At 68.7% G+C, this 16,606-nt stretch carries 14 protein-coding genes and 1 pseudogene; 3 read left to right on the forward strand and 12 right to left on the reverse strand.

Going from position 1 to position 16,606, the window contains the following annotated elements; translation table 11 throughout:
- Window positions 1-105 precede the first annotated feature (105 nt).
- On the reverse strand, window positions 106-642 hold the full coding sequence (locus LDO15_RS17585) for a hypothetical protein (RefSeq protein WP_223980532.1): 537 nt from the start codon (window positions 640-642) through the stop codon (window positions 106-108).
- A 250-nt stretch (window positions 643-892) separates the two neighbouring features.
- Here LDO15_RS17585 and LDO15_RS17590 point away from each other — a divergent pair, with 250 nt between their 5' ends.
- Together LDO15_RS17590 and LDO15_RS17595 are read left to right on the forward strand one after the other, a co-directional pair.
- Window positions 893-1,732: a DUF1206 domain-containing protein gene (locus LDO15_RS17590; protein ID WP_223980535.1), complete on the forward strand. Its 840-nt coding sequence runs from the start codon at window positions 893-895 to the stop codon at window positions 1,730-1,732.
- A 114-nt stretch (window positions 1,733-1,846) separates the two neighbouring features.
- Window positions 1,847-2,428, forward strand: a complete 582-nt coding sequence (locus LDO15_RS17595) for a hypothetical protein (protein WP_223980538.1) — start codon at window positions 1,847-1,849, stop codon at window positions 2,426-2,428.
- A gap of 19 nt (window positions 2,429-2,447) precedes the next feature.
- Here LDO15_RS17595 and LDO15_RS17600 read toward each other — a convergent pair whose 3' ends face one another.
- The 4 genes from LDO15_RS17600 to LDO15_RS17615 all read right to left on the reverse strand — a co-directional run bounded on the left by LDO15_RS17600 (window position 2,448) and on the right by LDO15_RS17615 (window position 6,943).
- Complete coding sequence (locus tag LDO15_RS17600) at window positions 2,448-3,476, reverse strand: DNA topoisomerase IB (protein WP_223980541.1); 1,029 nt, start codon at window positions 3,474-3,476, stop codon at window positions 2,448-2,450.
- Between the two features lie 153 nt (window positions 3,477-3,629).
- Window positions 3,630-5,096 carry an FAD-dependent oxidoreductase gene (locus tag LDO15_RS17605; RefSeq protein WP_223980544.1) on the reverse strand — a complete coding sequence of 489 codons (1,467 nt, stop codon included), beginning with the start codon at window positions 5,094-5,096 and terminating at the stop codon, window positions 3,630-3,632.
- Window positions 5,097-5,192: 96 nt separating this feature from the next.
- Window positions 5,193-6,479 (reverse strand): uroporphyrinogen-III C-methyltransferase, encoded by a 1,287-nt coding sequence (gene cobA, locus LDO15_RS17610; RefSeq protein WP_223980547.1) that lies wholly within the window; start codon window positions 6,477-6,479, stop codon window positions 5,193-5,195.
- A 167-nt stretch (window positions 6,480-6,646) separates the two neighbouring features.
- On the reverse strand, window positions 6,647-6,943 hold the full coding sequence (locus LDO15_RS17615; RefSeq protein WP_223980550.1) for an antibiotic biosynthesis monooxygenase: 297 nt from the start codon (window positions 6,941-6,943) through the stop codon (window positions 6,647-6,649).
- 419 nt (window positions 6,944-7,362) lie between these two features.
- Between LDO15_RS17615 and LDO15_RS17620 the strand changes: the two are divergent.
- A pseudogene (locus LDO15_RS17620) lies at window positions 7,363-8,334 on the forward strand (IS30 family transposase); the annotation flags it as partial.
- A gap of 97 nt (window positions 8,335-8,431) precedes the next feature.
- Here LDO15_RS17620 and LDO15_RS17625 read toward each other — a convergent pair.
- From LDO15_RS17625 to LDO15_RS17655, 7 genes are all read right to left on the reverse strand, one after another.
- Window positions 8,432-9,424, reverse strand: a complete 993-nt coding sequence (locus tag LDO15_RS17625) for an ABC transporter permease (RefSeq protein ID WP_223980553.1) — start codon at window positions 9,422-9,424, stop codon at window positions 8,432-8,434.
- Window positions 9,414-10,139 carry an ABC transporter ATP-binding protein gene (locus LDO15_RS17630; RefSeq protein WP_223980556.1) on the reverse strand — a complete coding sequence of 242 codons (726 nt, stop codon included), beginning with the start codon at window positions 10,137-10,139 and terminating at the stop codon, window positions 9,414-9,416. Before LDO15_RS17630 ends, LDO15_RS17625 begins: the two co-directional genes overlap by 11 nt.
- 72 nt (window positions 10,140-10,211) lie before the next feature.
- Entirely contained in the window at window positions 10,212-11,432 is a 1,221-nt protein-coding gene (locus tag LDO15_RS17635) for an ABC transporter substrate-binding protein (RefSeq protein ID WP_223980559.1), read from the reverse strand.
- A 295-nt stretch (window positions 11,433-11,727) separates the two neighbouring features.
- A complete protein-coding gene (locus LDO15_RS17640) occupies window positions 11,728-13,176 on the reverse strand; it encodes a GTP-binding protein (protein WP_223980562.1) in 1,449 nt (482 codons plus the stop codon).
- Window positions 13,176-14,123 (reverse strand): sulfate adenylyltransferase subunit CysD, encoded by a 948-nt coding sequence (gene cysD, locus LDO15_RS17645; RefSeq protein ID WP_223980565.1) that lies wholly within the window; start codon window positions 14,121-14,123, stop codon window positions 13,176-13,178. Before cysD ends, LDO15_RS17640 begins: the two co-directional genes overlap by 1 nt.
- Window positions 14,120-14,830 carry a phosphoadenylyl-sulfate reductase gene (locus LDO15_RS17650; protein ID WP_223980568.1) on the reverse strand — a complete coding sequence of 237 codons (711 nt, stop codon included), beginning with the start codon at window positions 14,828-14,830 and terminating at the stop codon, window positions 14,120-14,122. The genes cysD and LDO15_RS17650 overlap by 4 nt, the downstream gene beginning before the upstream one ends.
- Entirely contained in the window at window positions 14,827-16,572 is a 1,746-nt protein-coding gene (locus LDO15_RS17655; RefSeq protein ID WP_223980571.1) for a nitrite/sulfite reductase, read from the reverse strand. The genes LDO15_RS17650 and LDO15_RS17655 overlap by 4 nt, the downstream gene beginning before the upstream one ends.
- Window positions 16,573-16,606 lie beyond the last annotated feature (34 nt).

A 16,606-nucleotide genomic window follows, 5' to 3' on the forward strand; every position in this document is an offset into this window, starting at 1 on the left:
TCAGTGAGGGGCTGCGTCAGCGCATCCGCAACTGCTGAGGGCCGGAACGCCACGTTCCGGCCCTCAGGGGTTGGGGCTTTTCGTGGCGGTGCCCGCGTCCAAGATCTAGCGGACGAGGCCCTTCAGGACGTTCATCGGGCGCTGCATTTCGCCGTGCTTGGCGCCGAGGACAATCACCCAGCCGGCAAACACGGGAATGGCCCACTGCAGGATCTTCAACTGCTGCTGCGCGGCCCTCAGCTCCTCTGAGGCTTCCGGCTTAGGCTCGGTGGCGCCCTTGGCTCCCTCTGCGGCCAGCCTTTCCACCTTTGCACCCTGCAAGCCGGCGTACAGGGTCACGGCCACGCCGGCGAGGGTGACGACGGACTTGTAGGCGCTAAGGCGCGTGACGCCGTCCTGCTTGGCCATCCGGCCCTTGTTCTCCCACATGATGGCCAGTCCGGAGAGGAGATGCCCGCCGAACGCGGCCGCCTGGTAGGGCGCCCACTTCTTCCAGCCCAGGCTTGACAGCCGGGTACGTTCCGCTGGGTCCTTGGCTTCCGCCGCAGCTCCGTTGAGCCCGATGGCACCCATCAGCGAACCGCCGAACCAGGCGGCCGCCGTCAGGTCATGAATGGATCGGGCAACAAGATTTCCTGCCATGGTGAGCTTCCTATCGTCTGTCTTCTCGTCTGTCTTCGAAGCCGAAACCGCGGAGGCCCCGAGGCTGCCAGCAACGGGACGTCCACGGGCTGCAACGCCTCGGCTATGGTAAGCATACTTAGCACCAACGTGATAGCCCCCGCGGTTCCCGCTTCGTGCCGCGTAGAATCGGGCCCGTGGGCGCAACCCTGGGCTCAACACCGGGCACGACACCGACCCGCCGGAGCAAATGAGGTTCAGAAGCACCGTCATGGCAGAACAAGAGTCCGGATTGGAAGCCGCCATCGGCGGCGCCGCCGACGCCGCCGAGGCGGCGTCAGACAGCAGCGTGCTCGACGTCGTCGCACGTTCGGGTTTCGCCGTGATGGCGCTGCTGCACGTGGTCATCGGGGCCATCGCCGTCGCCCTGGTCCTGGGCGCCCCCGGCCAGGCCGAACCCACCGGCGCCATCGGACAGCTTGCCGCCAACCCCTGGGGCCCGGCCGTGATGTGGGCGGGCTGTCTCGCCTGCGCGGGGCTCTCGCTCTGGCAGCTGAGCGAAGCGACCCTGCGGGCCCGGCACCTTCCGCGCGGCGACCGGATGGGCAAACTCGTCTCATCCGGTTTCCTCGCTATTGCCTACGGAAGCGTAGGGCTGAGTTTCGCCGGCTTCGCACTCGGCCAACCCGGTGACTCAGGAGACTCAACGCGGGACTTCAGCGCCGCGGTCGTGCACGGCCCCTTCGGCATACCGGCCCTGATCGGGCTCGGCCTGACAATCATCGGGATCGGCGTGTACTTCATCGTCAAGGGCCTCGGGAAGAAGTTCAAGGAGGAACTGCCCCGCTTCGAAGGGACCCGCCGGGGCAAGCTGCTCAGCGCGCTCGGGGTCGCCGGCCACGTCGCGAAAGGGCTGGCGCTGATTCTTACGGGACTGCTGTTCGTGACCGCCGCGGCGACTAACGACCCCAATTCTTCCACCGGCCTGGACGGCAGCCTCAAGGCGCTCCGGGAGCACCCGTTCGGCCCGTACCTGCTCCTGGCGATCGGGGCGGGCTTCATCGCCTACGGCGGATTCGCCCTGGTGCGCGCCCGTTTTGGACGGATGTAGCCGAACGTCGCGGGTGCGGTTTCCTTGTTGGAGGCCACCCCCGGGGCTATCGTGGAGCTAGTCCTCGGGCCGTGCTGGGACGGCCACCGGTGGCAGGTCTCGCAGAGGTATGTCATGAGTTACATCCCCGTCAGCAGGCGCACGATCAGACGGCACCGTGAATCCGAGCGGTCCACCCGGCGCCTCGTGGTAGCCCTGTGCGCAGCGGCCGCCGTAGCGTGGCTGTTGTCGGTTACGTTGTCCACCGCGGTGCATGTCGACACGTTTGCCCACAGCATCGCCGTCGTGCTGCACGTGCTGTTCCTCGTGGTGGCCTTCGGCGCCATCATCCTGGTGGACTGGCACGGCTTCCTGTGGCTTATCGGCAGACGCGAACTGAGTGAAATCATCCGGCTCGACGGGGCGGCCACCCCGCTGATCTGGGGCGGTCTGGCCGGCATGCTGGCCACCGGCGTGTTCCTGAACCCGCACCTGACCAACCCGATGACAGACGTCAAGCTCGCCGCCGTGCTGGTGCTCAGCCTGAACGGCATCCTGCTTATCCCGCTCATGCGGCGGCTGGCCCGGCTGCCGTCCGATTCCTCGTTCACGGACCTGACCCTCGGCCAGCGGGTACACATGATGTCCTGCCTGGGGATCTCGCAGGTGTGCTGGTGGACGGCGATCATCATCGGGTTCATCAACGGGCAGTTCTGACAGGCAGCTGCGCAGCGGCCTAAGCGGGCAGGTCCTTGGCCTTGGCGGGCAGGGCCTTGGCCGGCAGGGGGACCACGGCACCTTCCTGGTACAGCAGGGCCCGGACCTCGGATTCGGCGGAATCCAGTCGTTTGGGATCGATCGTCTCGCCGGCGGCGAAATGGTCCAGCAGCCGGGGGTCCACGTAGCTCTTGCGGGCAATCGACGGCGTATTGCCGAGCACCGCGGCCGCGTCGACCATGGCCCGGCTCACCGCCCGTTTGCGGGCGGCCACCTTGGACTGCGGCCCGCTCCGGGCCAGGCTGACGGCCGCCGCCACGGTTCCCCGCAGGGTGCGGAAGTCCTTGGCGGTGAAGTCCTCCCCCGTGCGCTCCTTGACGTATGCGTTGATGTCCGGGCTGGACACCGGATGCCAGCGGCCGCCTTCCTTGTACGCCAGCAGCCGGGCGTTGCCGCCGCGCCGCTTGAGCTGGCGCACCACGGCGGCGAGGTCGCCGTCGTCGATCCGTGATTCCCAGGTCTTGCCGCTCTTGGCCGGGAAGCTGAGCCTGAGCTCGTCCCGGCGTACGCGGACGTGGGCGCACAGCAAGGTGGCCAGGCCGTGGCTGCCGTTCTCGTTGGTGTACCGCTCCGAGCCGACCCGGAGCGAGCCGCTGTCCAGCATCCGGAACGCGGCCGCCAGCACGCGCTCCCGGCTGAATCCGTCGGAGCGCAGGTCCAGGGTCACCAGCCGGCGTGCGGCGGGGAGCGTTTCGGCAAGCTGGAGGGCCCGGTCGAACTTGAGCCGGTCCTTCTTCTCGCGCCAGCTGGGGTGGTAGATGTACTGCCGGCGGCCCACGGCGTCCAACCCGGTGGCCTGGATGTGCCCGTTGTCGTACGGGGCGATCCAGACGTCCGTCCAGGCCGGCGGAATGCCGATGTGCTCCAGCCGGTCGCGCACGGGACCGGGCGGCAGCGTGGACCCGTCCAGGTCCTTGTAGCTGAAACCGGTTCCGGCGGGGACCCTGCGGTACCCGCGGCCGGACGCGTTGCTGTGCCGGAGCCTCATTGGCCGGCCCCGGGCGAAACGTGCTCTTCCATGACGGTAAGCCTACTGACTACCGCCAGGGTTTCCACGCTTCCAAGCAACGCGGGGTCACTTCGCGCCCATAATCCCGCCGGGGATGGGCGCGGAGTGACCCCGCGTTGCTCTGTGGGTGCGTTAGACCTCCGCGGCCACTCCGCCGCGGGAGATCTCGACCATCTCCTCGCGCGGGACCACCTTGATGCGCTCTCGGGTGACCTCGACGCCGTGCGATGCGCCGGCCGCCGTGGCCGTCTCGCCGAGGCCGCGCTCGTGGGCGTCGAGTGCCAGCCAGCCTTCCCAGCTCGTGTACTGGATGCCGCGGTTCTCCAGGAGTTCGACGATTTTTTCCGGGGCGGGCGCCGCGGCCAGCGGCAGGTTGCCGCGGTCCTCGAGCAGGTAGGTCACGGTTTCGAGGGCGTCGCCCTTGGTGTGGCCGATCAGTCCCACGGGTCCGCGCTTGATCCAGCCGGTCGCGTAGATCCCCGGCACGTGGGTGCCGGAGGCATCCAGGACGCGTCCGCCGTCGTTCGGTACAACGCCCTTGCTGTGATCGAACTCGACCTCGGGGAGGGCGGAGCCGAAGTAGCCGATGGCGCGGTAGACGGCCTGGACCGGGTAGTCGACAAACTCGCCGGTGCCGCGGGCGTTGCCGGTGCCGTCCAGTTCGGTGCGCTCGAACTTGATCCCGGCGACGCGGCCCGGGGTCTCGGCGCCGTCGTACACCTCCACCGGGCTGTGCAGGAAGTGCAGGTGCAGCCGGCGGGAGGCCTTGAGCTCGGAGAGGTCCTCGGGCTGTTCGGCGATCCAGTTGGTGAGCGTGCCCACCATGGTCTTGGTCTGGTTGTTGCTCTGGATCTGCCGGTCGGATTCGGCGTCGAACTCGAAGTCCTCGGCGTAGAGGATGATGTCGACGTCCTTGGAATGGGAGAGTTCGCGCAGCTCCAGCGGCGTGAACTTGACCTGGGCGGGGCCGCGGCGGCCGAACACGTGGACGTCGGTGACGGGCGAGGACTTGAGCCCGGCGTAGACGTTGTCCGGGATCTCGGAAACCAGGAGGTCGTCGGCGTGCTTGGAGAGCATGCGGGCCACGTCCAAGGCCACGTTGCCGTTGCCGATCACGGCGATCTCCTTGGCCTCCAGCGGCCAGTCGCGGGACACATCCGGATGGCCGTCGTACCAGGAGACGAAGTCGGCGCCGCCGTAGGAGCCCTCGAGCTCGATGCCGGGGATGTTCAGGTCCGCGTCCTTGATGGCGCCGGTGGCGAAGATGACGGCGTCGTAGTGGGTGCGGAGGTCCTCGATGGACAGGTCCGTGCCGTAGTCCACGTTGCCGAAGAAGCGGATGTCGCCGCGGTCCAGGACCTTGTGCAGGGCGTTGACAATGCCCTTGATGCGGGGGTGGTCGGGGGCCACGCCGTAGCGGATCAGGCCGTAGGGTGCCGGGTAGCGGTCGAAGAGGTCGATGCTGACGGTGAGTTCGCCGCTCTTGACGGCCTCGCTCTTGGTCAGGATGTCCGCGGCGTAGACGCCGGCGGGGCCGGAGCCGACGACGGCGACGCGCAGCGGGCGGGCGGCGGTTCCTACGGTGGTGCTAGTTGACACGGCTGTGTTCCTTTTTCTGTCACGGCCCAACTGACTCGCAGCAAAGGTCGTTATGAGGGCTCATAACGGCCCCTGCTGCGAGCTAGTTGGGTGGGGCTACGGGGTCAGTACGCGGGTCTTGCTGGAGCGGGGAGCGTTCGGTGTGGTGGTGCTGAAGTCCGCGGTCTTGAAGTGCGACGGCGCGAACGGGCTGACGCGGACGACGTCGCCAATCACGATCACGGCCGGGTTCGCGACGCCGGCGGCCTCGGCCTGGTCCGCGATGGTCCCGAGCGTCCCGATGGTCACCCGCTGGTCGGGCAGGTATCCGTTCTCTACGATGCCAACCGGCGTGCCTGCTGGCAAACCGGCGCGGGCCAGGGAGGCCGCGGATTCGCGGAGCTGGCCCACGCCCATGAGCAGGATCACGGTGTGGTCAGCGCGGGCCGGGACCTCGGAGAGCTCCTCGTGGCCGGTGACCACGCTGAAGCCCTTGGCGAGCCCGCGGTGTGTCACGGGGATGCCGGCAGCGGCGGGCACGGAAATCGCGGACGTGACGCCGGGGACGACTTCAACGTCCACGCCGTGCTGCCGGCAGAACTCGGCTTCCTCGCCGCCCCGGCCCAGGACGTACGGGTCCCCGCCCTTGAGCCGGACCACGCGGTGGCCCTGCAATGCCTCATCGACCAGGACCCGGTTGATCTCGGACTGCGGGACCGGGTGGTGGCCGGGGGTCTTGCCGACCTCGATCACGCGGACGTCGGGGGCGAGTTCGGCCAGGAGCTCGCGCGGGCCGAGCCGGTCCGCGACCACGACGTCGGCCTGGCCCAGGAGCCGGCGGCCGCGGACGGTGATGAGTCCGGTATCGCCGGGTCCGCCGCCCACGAGGGCCACGGAGCCGGCGGCCTGACCTGCGCCGGAGACACGGTGCCGGCGCAGCGGCAGGTCGCCGGTTTCCAGTGCGGTGGCGACGGCGTCGCGCAGGGCCATGGCGCGGCGCGGGTCTCCCCCGGCGTTGACGGCAATCTTGATGTCGTCGACGACCGCGACGGCGGGGGTCCAGGCGGCGGAGGATTCGTGGTCGGAGGCGTTGACGCACCAGATGCGCTGCGCCTCGGCGTCGGCGGCAACCTGAGCGTCCACGGCAGCATCGCCGGTGGCGGTCTGGACGAACCAGACGGCGCCGACGTCGGACGCCCGGTACGGGCGGGACTCCCAGGTCAGGAGGCCGCCGTCGGCGAGGTCGGCCAGCGCCTGGCAGGCTACGGGGGCCACAACGGTGACGCGGGCTCCGGCGTCGAGCAGTCCCTTGGCGCGCCGCGCGGCCACGGGCCCGCCGCCGACCACCAGCACGGGGCGGCCGAGGAGGCGCAGCGCCGTGGGGTAAATGTCCTGTATTGCCATGCATCGACGATAGGGCGGCGTCACATGGCGGAACAACGGTGCGGAAACACCAGTTCACGCAAGGTAACGCCGCGTCACATAGTGGCAATTGCCGCCGCGGGGCCGCGACGCCCGCTGGCGGCCTTATCTCACAGCTATGTGACCGTTATTTCACCGCGATTTCGCGGCTATTTCACTGCGATGAGTTCGATCAGCTTGATGTCCGGGTCCTTGGCGAGCATGGCCGGACCGTGTTCGCCGAGGGCGGCGGGGATGGCGCCGTTGAGGTGGGCCTGCCGGTCCCCCTCGGTATCGAAAGTGTCGAAGATGCCGAACGTGTTCTCACTGACCCGGAAGGCGTACCAGGTCCGCGTACCGGGCTCGTTGAGCACGATCTCGCGGCCGCCGTTGAGGAAGTCCCAGACGTCCTGCTCCTTCCCCGGCTTGGCCTCGACCAGGGCCAGCACGCCAAATTTTGCTGCCACAGCTATCTCCTTGGATTCATTCCTGATTCAGTCTTGGAATCAGTCTTGGAACGGGCCGCAGACCGGCCTATAGCCGCGAGTGTAGGCCTGTGCCCGTGCCCGGACAAGAAGCCGCAGCAAAAGCAACGCGGGGTCACTTACGGCCCATAGACCCGAGGCAAAGTCATATGGTCGTAGCAACGCTCTGATCGATGGAGCGTTTTATGGTCAAGTTGTTTCCTCCGAATACCCGCACCGACTTCGTTGACATGGTGTGCGGTGGGATGTCGATAGTCGCCGCGGCCCGGCGTGTCGGGGTCATGCATGGGACCGGAAGGCGGTGGTGGGCGCAGTCTGGCCAGATGATGGCTGTGAACATGGGGGCGGTCGGCGGTCTTGCGGATCCGGCACCGACGGTGGAAGGTCCGGGGGGCCGGGCGTTGAATCTGGCTGAGCGGGGGATGATCCAGATGGGCCGGCGCAGCGGGCTCAGCTACGCCGCAATTGGCGAGGCCATTGGCCGGGACAAGTCGGTGGTCTGGCGGGAAGTGAACCGGAACACCAGCGCGGACGGGGTGTATTACGCCTCGGTCGCCCACACGAAGGCCCATCAGGGCCGGCGCCGGCCCAAACCGCTGAAGCTGGCCGGGGACGAGACGCTCTGCCGGCTGATCGGGGTGTGGATGGATGACGGGTGGAGCCCGAAACTGATCTCGGCGATGTTGGCCTTCTACTTCCCCGACGATCAGACTATGCAGGTGAGCCACGAAACGATCTACCAGGCGTTATACGTCCAATCCCGCGGAAGTCTGCGGGCAGATCTGGCCGAGAAGCTCAGCTTGAAGCGGAAGCAACGGGTTCCCCACGCCGCGGACCGGACCAAGAACAGCCCCTACAAGGAAGCGTTCAAGATCAGTGAGCGCCCGGCCGAGGTCCAGGACCGGGCCGTCCCGGGCCACTGGGAAGGTGATCTCATCATCGGCTCCGACGGGACCGCGATCGGCACCCTGGTGGAACGCTCGACCCGGTTCACGATCCTCCTCCACCTTCCCGGGGACCATACCGCCGACACCGTCGCTGCCGCGATGATCCGGGAGATGGCCAGCCTCCCGGAACACCTGCGCCGCTCAATCACCTGGGACCGCGGCACGGAACTGGCCGAGTACGCCCGGATCCAAACCGCCCTGGACACCACGCTCTACTTCTGCGACCCGCACTCGCCCTGGCAGCGCGGGACCAACGAGAACACCAACCGGCTCCTGCGGTTCTGGTTCGAGAAAGGCACGGACCTCTCCGTTCACACCCCGGAGGACCTCCGGCAGGTCGCCGCGAAACTCAACCGCCGGCCCCGGCCCACCCTGAACCTGGAAACCCCAGCCAACCGGCTGAACCAGCTGCTGCACGCAGCCTAACCCCCCGCGTTGCTACCACTGATTGACTTTGCCCGAGGATTATGGGCCGTAAGTGACCCCGCGTTGCTTGGAGGGGCGTTGCTTGGGGGGGCGGCGGTTAGCGGGTGCTGCCGGCGAGGAGGCCCCGGCGGCGAAGGAGCCGCTTTTCGATCGGGGCGAAGACGAGCAGTTCGATCAGGATGCCGACGGCGAGGATCAGCAGGATCGCGGACATCACGATGGTCATGTCGGACAGGACGCGGCCCTGGTCCAGCATGGAGCCCAGGCCGAAGCCGATCGTGCCGCCGACGGCGATGATTTCCGCGGCCATCAGTGAGCGCCAGGAGAACGCCCATCCCTGCTTGAGGCCGCCGAGGTATCCGGGCAGGGCCGCCGGCAGGATGATCTGCAGGGCAAGCTGGAGCCGGGACGCGCCCAGGACCTTGCCGACGCTGCGGTACTGCGGCGGAATCTGGTCCACGCCGGAGATCAGGCCGTTGATGATCGAGGGGATGGCGCCCATGAACACCACGAAATACACCGTGGCGTCGGTGAGGCCGAACCAGAGGATGGCCGCGGGCACCCAGGCCACGGACGGCAGCACCTGCAGCCCGGAGATCAGCGGTCCGAAGGCGCGCCGCAGCGGTGCCACCTGTGCCAGCAGGAGCCCCACCGGAGTCGCGATGACCACGCTGATCAGGAAGCCGACGACGCCGCGCTGCAGCGAGGTCCAGACGGCCTCCTGCAGCTTGCCCTCGCCCCACAGGGTTCCGATCTGACCGAGGACATCCAGCGGGCCGGGCACGATGTCGCGCCGCTTGAAGCCCAGGGACACATACAACTGCCAGAGGATGACCAGCACGGCCAGCGCGGCCACCGGCAGCAGGATCCGGCTCCAGTCGATGCGGGCCTTGCGGACGGCGTCGGACTGGAGGGAATCGAGGCCCGCTTCGAGTTCGCGCAGGTCTTCCTTGCCGCTGGAGGACCGGGTCAGGGCGGCGTGCACTTTGCGGGTCTCGGCCGGGGTCTCGGCCGGGGTCTCGGCGCGGGCCTCGGCCGGGGCTTCCGCTACGGCTTCGGCTACGGCTACGGGGAGTTGGTTACTTGGCATGGCGGCGGATCTCCTCGCGTAGCCGGGCGGTGATGACGCCGGTGAGCTGGCCGGCCAGGCCGGCGTCGGTGCGGTGTTCTTCGGTGACGTTCCATTCCTGAACCACGCGGCCGGGCCGGGAGGAGAGCAGCAGCACGCGCTGGCCCAGCCGGACGGCCTCGCGGACGTTGTGGGTGACAAACACGATGGTGCGGCCGGTTTCTTTCCAGATGCGCTCAAGCTCGTCATGGAGGAGGTCGCGCGTGATCGCATCCAGGGCAGCGAACGGCTCATCCATCAGCAGCAGCTGCCGGTCCTGGGCCAGGGAACGGGCCAGGGACACGCGCTGGCGCATCCCGCCGGAGAGTTCGTGGGGCCGTTTGTCCCCCGCTCCGCCCAGGTGCACCAGGTCCAGCAGCTCCCCCGCCCTGATGCGGCGGTCCGCTTTCCCGACGCCGCGCAGCTTCAGGGCCAGCTCGATATTCTCCCGGGCCGTCAGCCAGGGGAACAATGCCGCGTCCTGGAACATGAAGGCGGCGCCGTCGCTGGGCACCTCCAGGGCGCCCGACGTCGGGGCCTCCAGTCCCGCCATGATGTTCAGCAGAGTGGACTTGCCGCAGCCGGACGCACCGAGCAGGGCAACGAACTCACCCTGCTCGATGGTGGCGTTGACGTCGTCCAGCACCGGGGCGCCGCTGCCGAAGCGCTTGCCCAGGTTTTCCAGTACGACTGGCATGGTCAGGTCCTTACTGTTGTGGCGGAACTGCTGTGGCGGAACTGTTGTGGCTAATGGCTGGAGGCCAAGGAGCTAGTCCTTGCCGAGGCCCTGGGCGGAGATCTTCTGCCCGGCCGCGGTCTCGCCGAGAACGCTGTTGAGGGCCGTGAGGTCGAAGATGCCGTTGATGTCGGCCTGCTTGGTGGTGCCGGCGTCGACGCCGTCCTGCAGCAGCTTCTTGTACGTCCCGGCGAGCGGGTCGATCGTGAAGACAATGTTCTTCAGGGACCGGTCGATCACGTCCGCCGGCAGCGCCGAGCCGGACGCTGCCTTCAGCGCGCCGTTGAGGACCGTGGCCTTCTCCCCGGCCGGGGCCGTGTTGAGCCAGTCCACGGATTCGGCGTGGCCCTTCAGCAGCGCCTGCACGGTGGCCGGGTGCTCGGCCGCGAACTTCTTGTTCACGATCAGGACCGTCGTGGGGAACTCGCCGGGCTTGCCAGACAGTGAACCGTCCCACAGGTCCTTCTCATCGACCAGGACCTTCGCCCCGGCCTGCAGGACCAGCCGCGAGGCCCAGGGCTCCGGCAGCCACGCCCCGTCGAGCTTGCCGTCCTGGAACAGTTTCAGGGTCTGGGCGTTCTCGGTGGGGTTGATCGCGACGTCGCCGCCGCCGTCGGTGGAGGTCTTGAACCCCTGATTGCCGAGCCAGGCCCGCAGGGCCACGTCCTGGGTCCCGCCCAGCTGCGGGGAGGCCAGCGTCGTGCCCTTCAGATCCGCGGCCGTGTTGATGCCCGGCCGGACCACCAGCTGCGCCCCGCCGGCCGCGGCGCCGGCGATGATGCTGACGGACTGGCCGTTGCTCTTGACGTAGGAGTTGATCGCCGGGTTCGGGCCGATGTAGGTCGCGTCGATCGCGCCGGCGTTGAGGGCCTCGATCGCGGCCGGGCCGGCGTTGAAGACCTGCGTGCTCAGCTTCGTCTGGCCCAGCTCCTTCGCGATCAGCCCCCGGCTGACACCGACCAGGGCCGCGCCGTGCGTGATGTTCCCGAAGTAACCCAGCCGCAGCTCGGCGGCCGGACCGGTGTCCGCGGCGGCCACCACCGGCGCCGCCTCCGGGCTGCGGGACAGCGAGGACGCCACCGCGGCACCGGCCCCGATCAGGAGCACCAGCCCGGCGGCCAGGGCGATCTCCAGGGTGCGCTTGCGCTTGGGCTTGCCGGTCTCGCCGGCAACGATCCGGGTGGTGCCGGGCTGGCTGCCGGGCTGGCTTCCCGGCTGCGAGCCGGGTGTGGGGTTCTCGGGGGTGCGTGACATGGGGTGAAGTCCTGTTCTGGGGTGCGTGCGGAATTGCCGGGCGAGATGGTCAGCGCCGGCGACATCGCCCCTGGCGGTTCCTGCGGGGGGAGCCGTGGATCCGTTCCGTTGTCTTCATTCATTCACCATAGGGAGTGTCATAAACGCGGTTCAACGGCCCGGAAACCGGGGGTCACGCGAGTTCATGCAGCGTCATATTCGGACCCAAAAGACGGCAGCCTGTTTCCGGACCCGCGGCATATGGCTGCGGGCCGGGAAACAGGCTGCGCCCGTGGAGACGTAGTACTGGAAGCGCCTAGATCGAGTAGCGCTCGTCCTCGTGGTCGCCCGGGTGGTCGTTGACCAGTCCGGCCGCGAGGGTGTTGCCGTCGAGCGGGTCGATCACCAGGAACGCGCCGGTGCGGCGGTGGTGCAGGTAGTTCTCCAGCGGAAGCGGGGCGGCAAGCCGGAGCTGCGCATGCCCGATGTCGTTCAGTTCCAGCGTCGTAGTGGGCTCCAGCCGGAAGCTGGCGAGGTCCAGCTTGCCCGTCACGTTCCGGACCAGGGCCTGGACCGTGCGGGTGCCGTGCTTGACCAGCACCTTGGCGCCCTCGCGGAGCGGCTTGGGCGAGAGCCAGCACAGCGCGGCGTAGACGTCGGCCGAGGATTCGCGCACGGTTCCGGCGGCCGCGATCGTGTCACCGCGGGCGACGTCGAACTCGTCGGCCAGGCGCAGCGCCACGGACTGCGGGGCGGCCGCCTCGGCGAGCTCGAGGCCGGCGAAGTCGATTCCGGTGACGGTGGTGGTGCGCGGGGCCTGGCCCGGCGTCAGGACGCTGACCTGGTCCCCCACCTTCACGGAGCCCTCGGTGATCTGGCCTGCATAGGCGCGGTAGTCGCGGTACGCCTCGGGGTCCAGGCCGCCGGCGACGGCGTCGGGAGCCAGTGCGCCCTGCGGCCGGACGACCAGCTGGACCGGGAAGCGGAAGCTTTCCAGGTGGCTTTCGAGTTCGTCGGCGGCCGGCAGGGTCTCCAGGACCTCCAGCAGCGCCGGACCGTCGTACCAGGGGGTGCGGTCCGAGCGGTCCACGACGTTGTCGCCGTCGAGCGCGGACACCGGGATGACGAAAAGATCCGTGATCACGCCTGTATTTGAGTCGTCACGGCCGAGGCCCAGCTCGCGGCCGACCTGCTGCACGTCCGCCTCGATCTCGCGGAACACGTCCTCGCTGAAGTCCACGAGGTCGATCTTGTTCACGGCGACGATCACGTGCGCCACGCGCAGCAGCTGCAGCACGGACAGGTGCCGGCGGGTCTGCTCCAGGACACCCTTGCGGGCGTCGATGAGCACGACGACGGCGTCCGCGGTGGACGCGCCGGTCACCGTGTTCTTGGTGTACTGCACGTGCCCGGGGCAGTCCGCGAGGATGAAGCTGCGGCGGTCCGTGGCGAAGTAGCGGTAGGCGACGTCGATGGTGATGCCCTGCTCGCGCTCGGCACGCAGGCCGTCGGTCAGCAGGGCGAGGTCGATCGCTTGCGTGCCTGTGGCCCCGGAGCCGCCGAAGCCGCGGTCCGCGGAGGTGCGGGCGACGGCATCGAGCTGGTCGGCGAGGATCGCCTTCGAGTCGTGCAGGAGCCGGCCCACCAGGGTGGACTTGCCGTCGTCGACGGAGCCGGCGGTGGCGAAGCGGAACAGCGAAGCGTGCGCGAGGGGGGCCTCGTCAAGAAGGGCCGCCGCGCGGGCGGTGTCGATGTCGGTGCTCATTAGAAATAGCCGTCCTTCTTGCGGTCTTCCATGGCGGCCTCGGAGATGCGGTCATCGGCCCGGGTGGCGCCACGTTCGGTGATGGTGGAGGCGGCAACCTCAATGACGACGTCGCGCACGGTGGCGGCGGCCGATTCCACGGCGCCGGTGCAGGACATGTCGCCGACGGTCCGGTACCGGACCGTCTTGGTGATGACTTCCTCGGTGTCGCGCGGCTGGGAAACCTCGCCCACGGCGCGCCACATGCCGTCACGGGCGAAGACCTCGCGCTCGTGGGCGTAGTACAGGCCCGGCAGCTCGATGTTCTCGCGCTCGATGTAGCGCCAGACGTCCAGTTCGGTCCAGTTGCTGATCGGAAAGGCCCGGACGTGCTGGCCCACGGTGTGCCGGCCGTTGTACAGGTTCCACAGCTCCGGGCGCTGGTTGCGGGGGTCCCACTGGCCGAACTCGTCGCGCAGGCTCAGGATCCGTTCCTTGGCCCGGGCCTTGTCCTCGTCCCGGCGGCCGCCGCCGAACACGGCGTCGAACTTGTTGCGCTGGATCGCATCCAGCAGCGGGACGGTCTGCAGCGGGTTGCGGGTGCCGTCCGCGCGCTCGGCCAGCTCGCCGGAGTCGATGAACTCCTGGACGGAGCCGACGACGAGCTTGAGGCCCAGCCGTTCCACGGTGCGGTCACGGAAGTCGATGACCTCGGGAAAGTTGTGGCCGGTGTCCACGTGCAGCACCGGGAAGGGAACCTTGCCGGGCCAGAACGCCTTCGTGGCCAGGTGCAGCATCACCACGGAGTCCTTGCCGCCGGAGAACAGCAGCGCGGGCTTCTCGAACTCGGCAACCACCTCGCGGATGATGTGGATGGCCTCGGACTCAAGGGTGTCCAGGCTGGAAAGGCGTGTGGAAACGGGAGCGTCGGTCACCTGTGTGGGCTCCTCAGTCAGGAAAGTGCTCATACGTGTAGTCCGCATTCTGTCTTGTCGGTACCTGCCCAGCGGCCGGCGCGGGGATCATCGCCGGGCGCCACCTTGCGGGTGCAGGGCTGGCAGCCAATGGACGGGTAGCCCTGTGAAAGCAGCGGGTTGACGGGCAGGAGGTTGTCGTCGGAGTACTGCACCAGCTGGTCGAAGGTCCAGGCGGCCACCGGGTTGACCTTGACCAGGCCGTTGGCCTCGTCCCAGGTGATCAGCGGCGTGTTGGTGCGGGTGGGAGCCTCGTCGCGGCGGACCCCGGTGAACCAGAGCTCGTAGCCGGCGAGGGTGCGGCGCAGGGGCGCCACCTTGCGCAGGGCACAGCACTGGGCGGCGTCGCGGGCGAAGAGGTCCTTGCCCAGGAGCCGGTCCTGCTGCTCCACGGTGTTCTCCGGCAGGACGTCGACGACGTTGACGCGGAGGTTGGCCGCGACCTCGTCGCGCGTCGCGTACGTCTCCGGGAAGTGGTACCCGGTTTCCAGGAACAGGACGTCGACGCCGGGGAGCTGGTCCGCGACGAGGGCCGGCAGGACGGCGTCGGCCATGGAGCAGGCGACGGCGACCGCGGGAAGCTCGAAATTGCGGACCACCCAGGCGATGACATCGCGGGCCGGGGCGTCCCAGCCGAGTTCGGCGGCGCCGGCCTCGGCGAGGGCCTTGAGCTCCTCGTGGGTGCGGAGTGCTGCGGTCACTGGAGATCACCTTCGTCCGCGGCGAATGCCCACTCGGCAAAGCTCTGGCCTTCGGAGCGGTCCGCGACGAACTTCCGGACCACGCGCTCGACGTAGTCGGGCAGCTCGCCGGCCGTGACCTTCAGGCCGCGGACGGTGCGGCCGAGGCCGGCCTCCTCGCGGTTGTTGGACGCCAGCCCGCCGCCGAGGTGGACCTGGAAACCCGGGGTGGGGTCGCCGTCGGGCGTGGGGAGCATCATGCCCTTGAGGCCGATGTCCGCCGTCTGGATCCGGGCGCAGGAGTTGGGGCAGCCGTTGATGTGCAGGGACAGCGCCTGGGGCAGCTGCTTGCTCTCGGCGAGGTCGGCCAGGCGGCGCTCCAGCTCGGCAACCGCCGTCGCCGCCGTGACCTTCGTTTCCACGATGGCGAGCTTGCAGAACTCGATGCCGGTGCAGGCGATGGTGCCGCGGCGGAACACGGACGGCCGGGCGGACAGGCCCAGGGCGTCGAGCTCGGCCACGAGCGCCTCCACCTGGTCCTTGGGCACGTCGAGGACCACGAGCTTCTGGTGCGGGGTGGTGCGCAGGCGGTGTGAGCCGCGGGCTTCGAGGGTGTCCGCGAGCTTGACGAGCTGGCCGCCGGAGAGGCGTCCGGCCAGCGGGGTGGCGCCGATGAAGAACTTGCCGTCCTTCTGTTCGTGCACGCCGATGTGGTCGCCGGGCGTGGAGGGCTTGGGCGCGGCGGGGCCGTCGCTGAGCTTGTAGCCGAGGTATTCGTCCTCGAGGACCTGGCGGAACTTTTCGGGACCCCAGTCGGCCAGCAGGAACTTCAGGCGCGCCTTGGTCCGCATGCGCCGGTAGCCGTAGTCGCGGAAGATGCTGGTGACGCCGAGCCACACGTCGGCGGCCTGGTCCGGCCGGACGAAGGCGCCGAGGCGCTTGCCCAGCATCGGGTTGGTGGAGAGCGCGCCGCCCACCCAGAGGTCGTAGCCGATGCCGAGTTCGGGGTGGACCAGGCCCACCAGGGCGACGTCGTTGATCTCGTGCACCACGTCCTGGCTGGGGTGGCCGGTGATGGCGGTCTTGAATTTGCGCGGCAGGTTCGCGAGCTCGGGGTCGCCGATGAAGCGTTCGGCGAGCTCCTGGATCAGGGGCGTGGGATCGATGATCTCGTCCTTGGCGATGCCCGCCACCGGGGAGCCCAGGATCACGCGGGGGACGTCGCCGCAGGCTTCCGTGGTGGACAGCCCCACGCCCTCGAGCCGGCGCCAGATCTCGGGCATGTCTTCCACCCGGATCCAGTGCAGCTGGATGTTCTGCCGGTCCGTGAGGTCGGCCGAGTCGCGGGCGAAGTCCACGGAGATCTGGCCGATGACGCGCAGCTGCTCGGTGGTGAGCGCACCGCCGTCGATCCTGACACGGAGCATGAAGTATTTGTCTTCGAGTTCGTGCGGCTCAAGCGTGGCCGTCTTGCCGCCGTCGATCCCGGGTTTGCGCTGGGTGTAGAGGCCCCACCAGCGGAAGCGGCCGTGCAGGTCCGTGCCGTCGATCGAATCGAAGCCGTGCTTGGCGTAAACGGACTCGATACGCTCGCGCACGTTGAGGCCGTTGTCTTCCTGCTTCCACGTTTCGTTGGCGTTCAGTGGCGCGGTGCCGTCCACCTTCCACTGCCCGTGCGGCTTCGCGGCGGGGCGGGAGGGGCGCTTGGTGCGGCCGGCGGCAGCCTCGTCCGTGGACGCTCCGGCTAGAGCTGTATCAGTCATGCATCGACTGTAGGGGTGGCCGTAATGCCGTCAC

It is taken from the genome of Arthrobacter sp. NicSoilB8, from assembly GCF_019977355.1.
Taxonomy (GTDB): Bacteria; Actinomycetota; Actinomycetes; order Actinomycetales; family Micrococcaceae; genus Arthrobacter.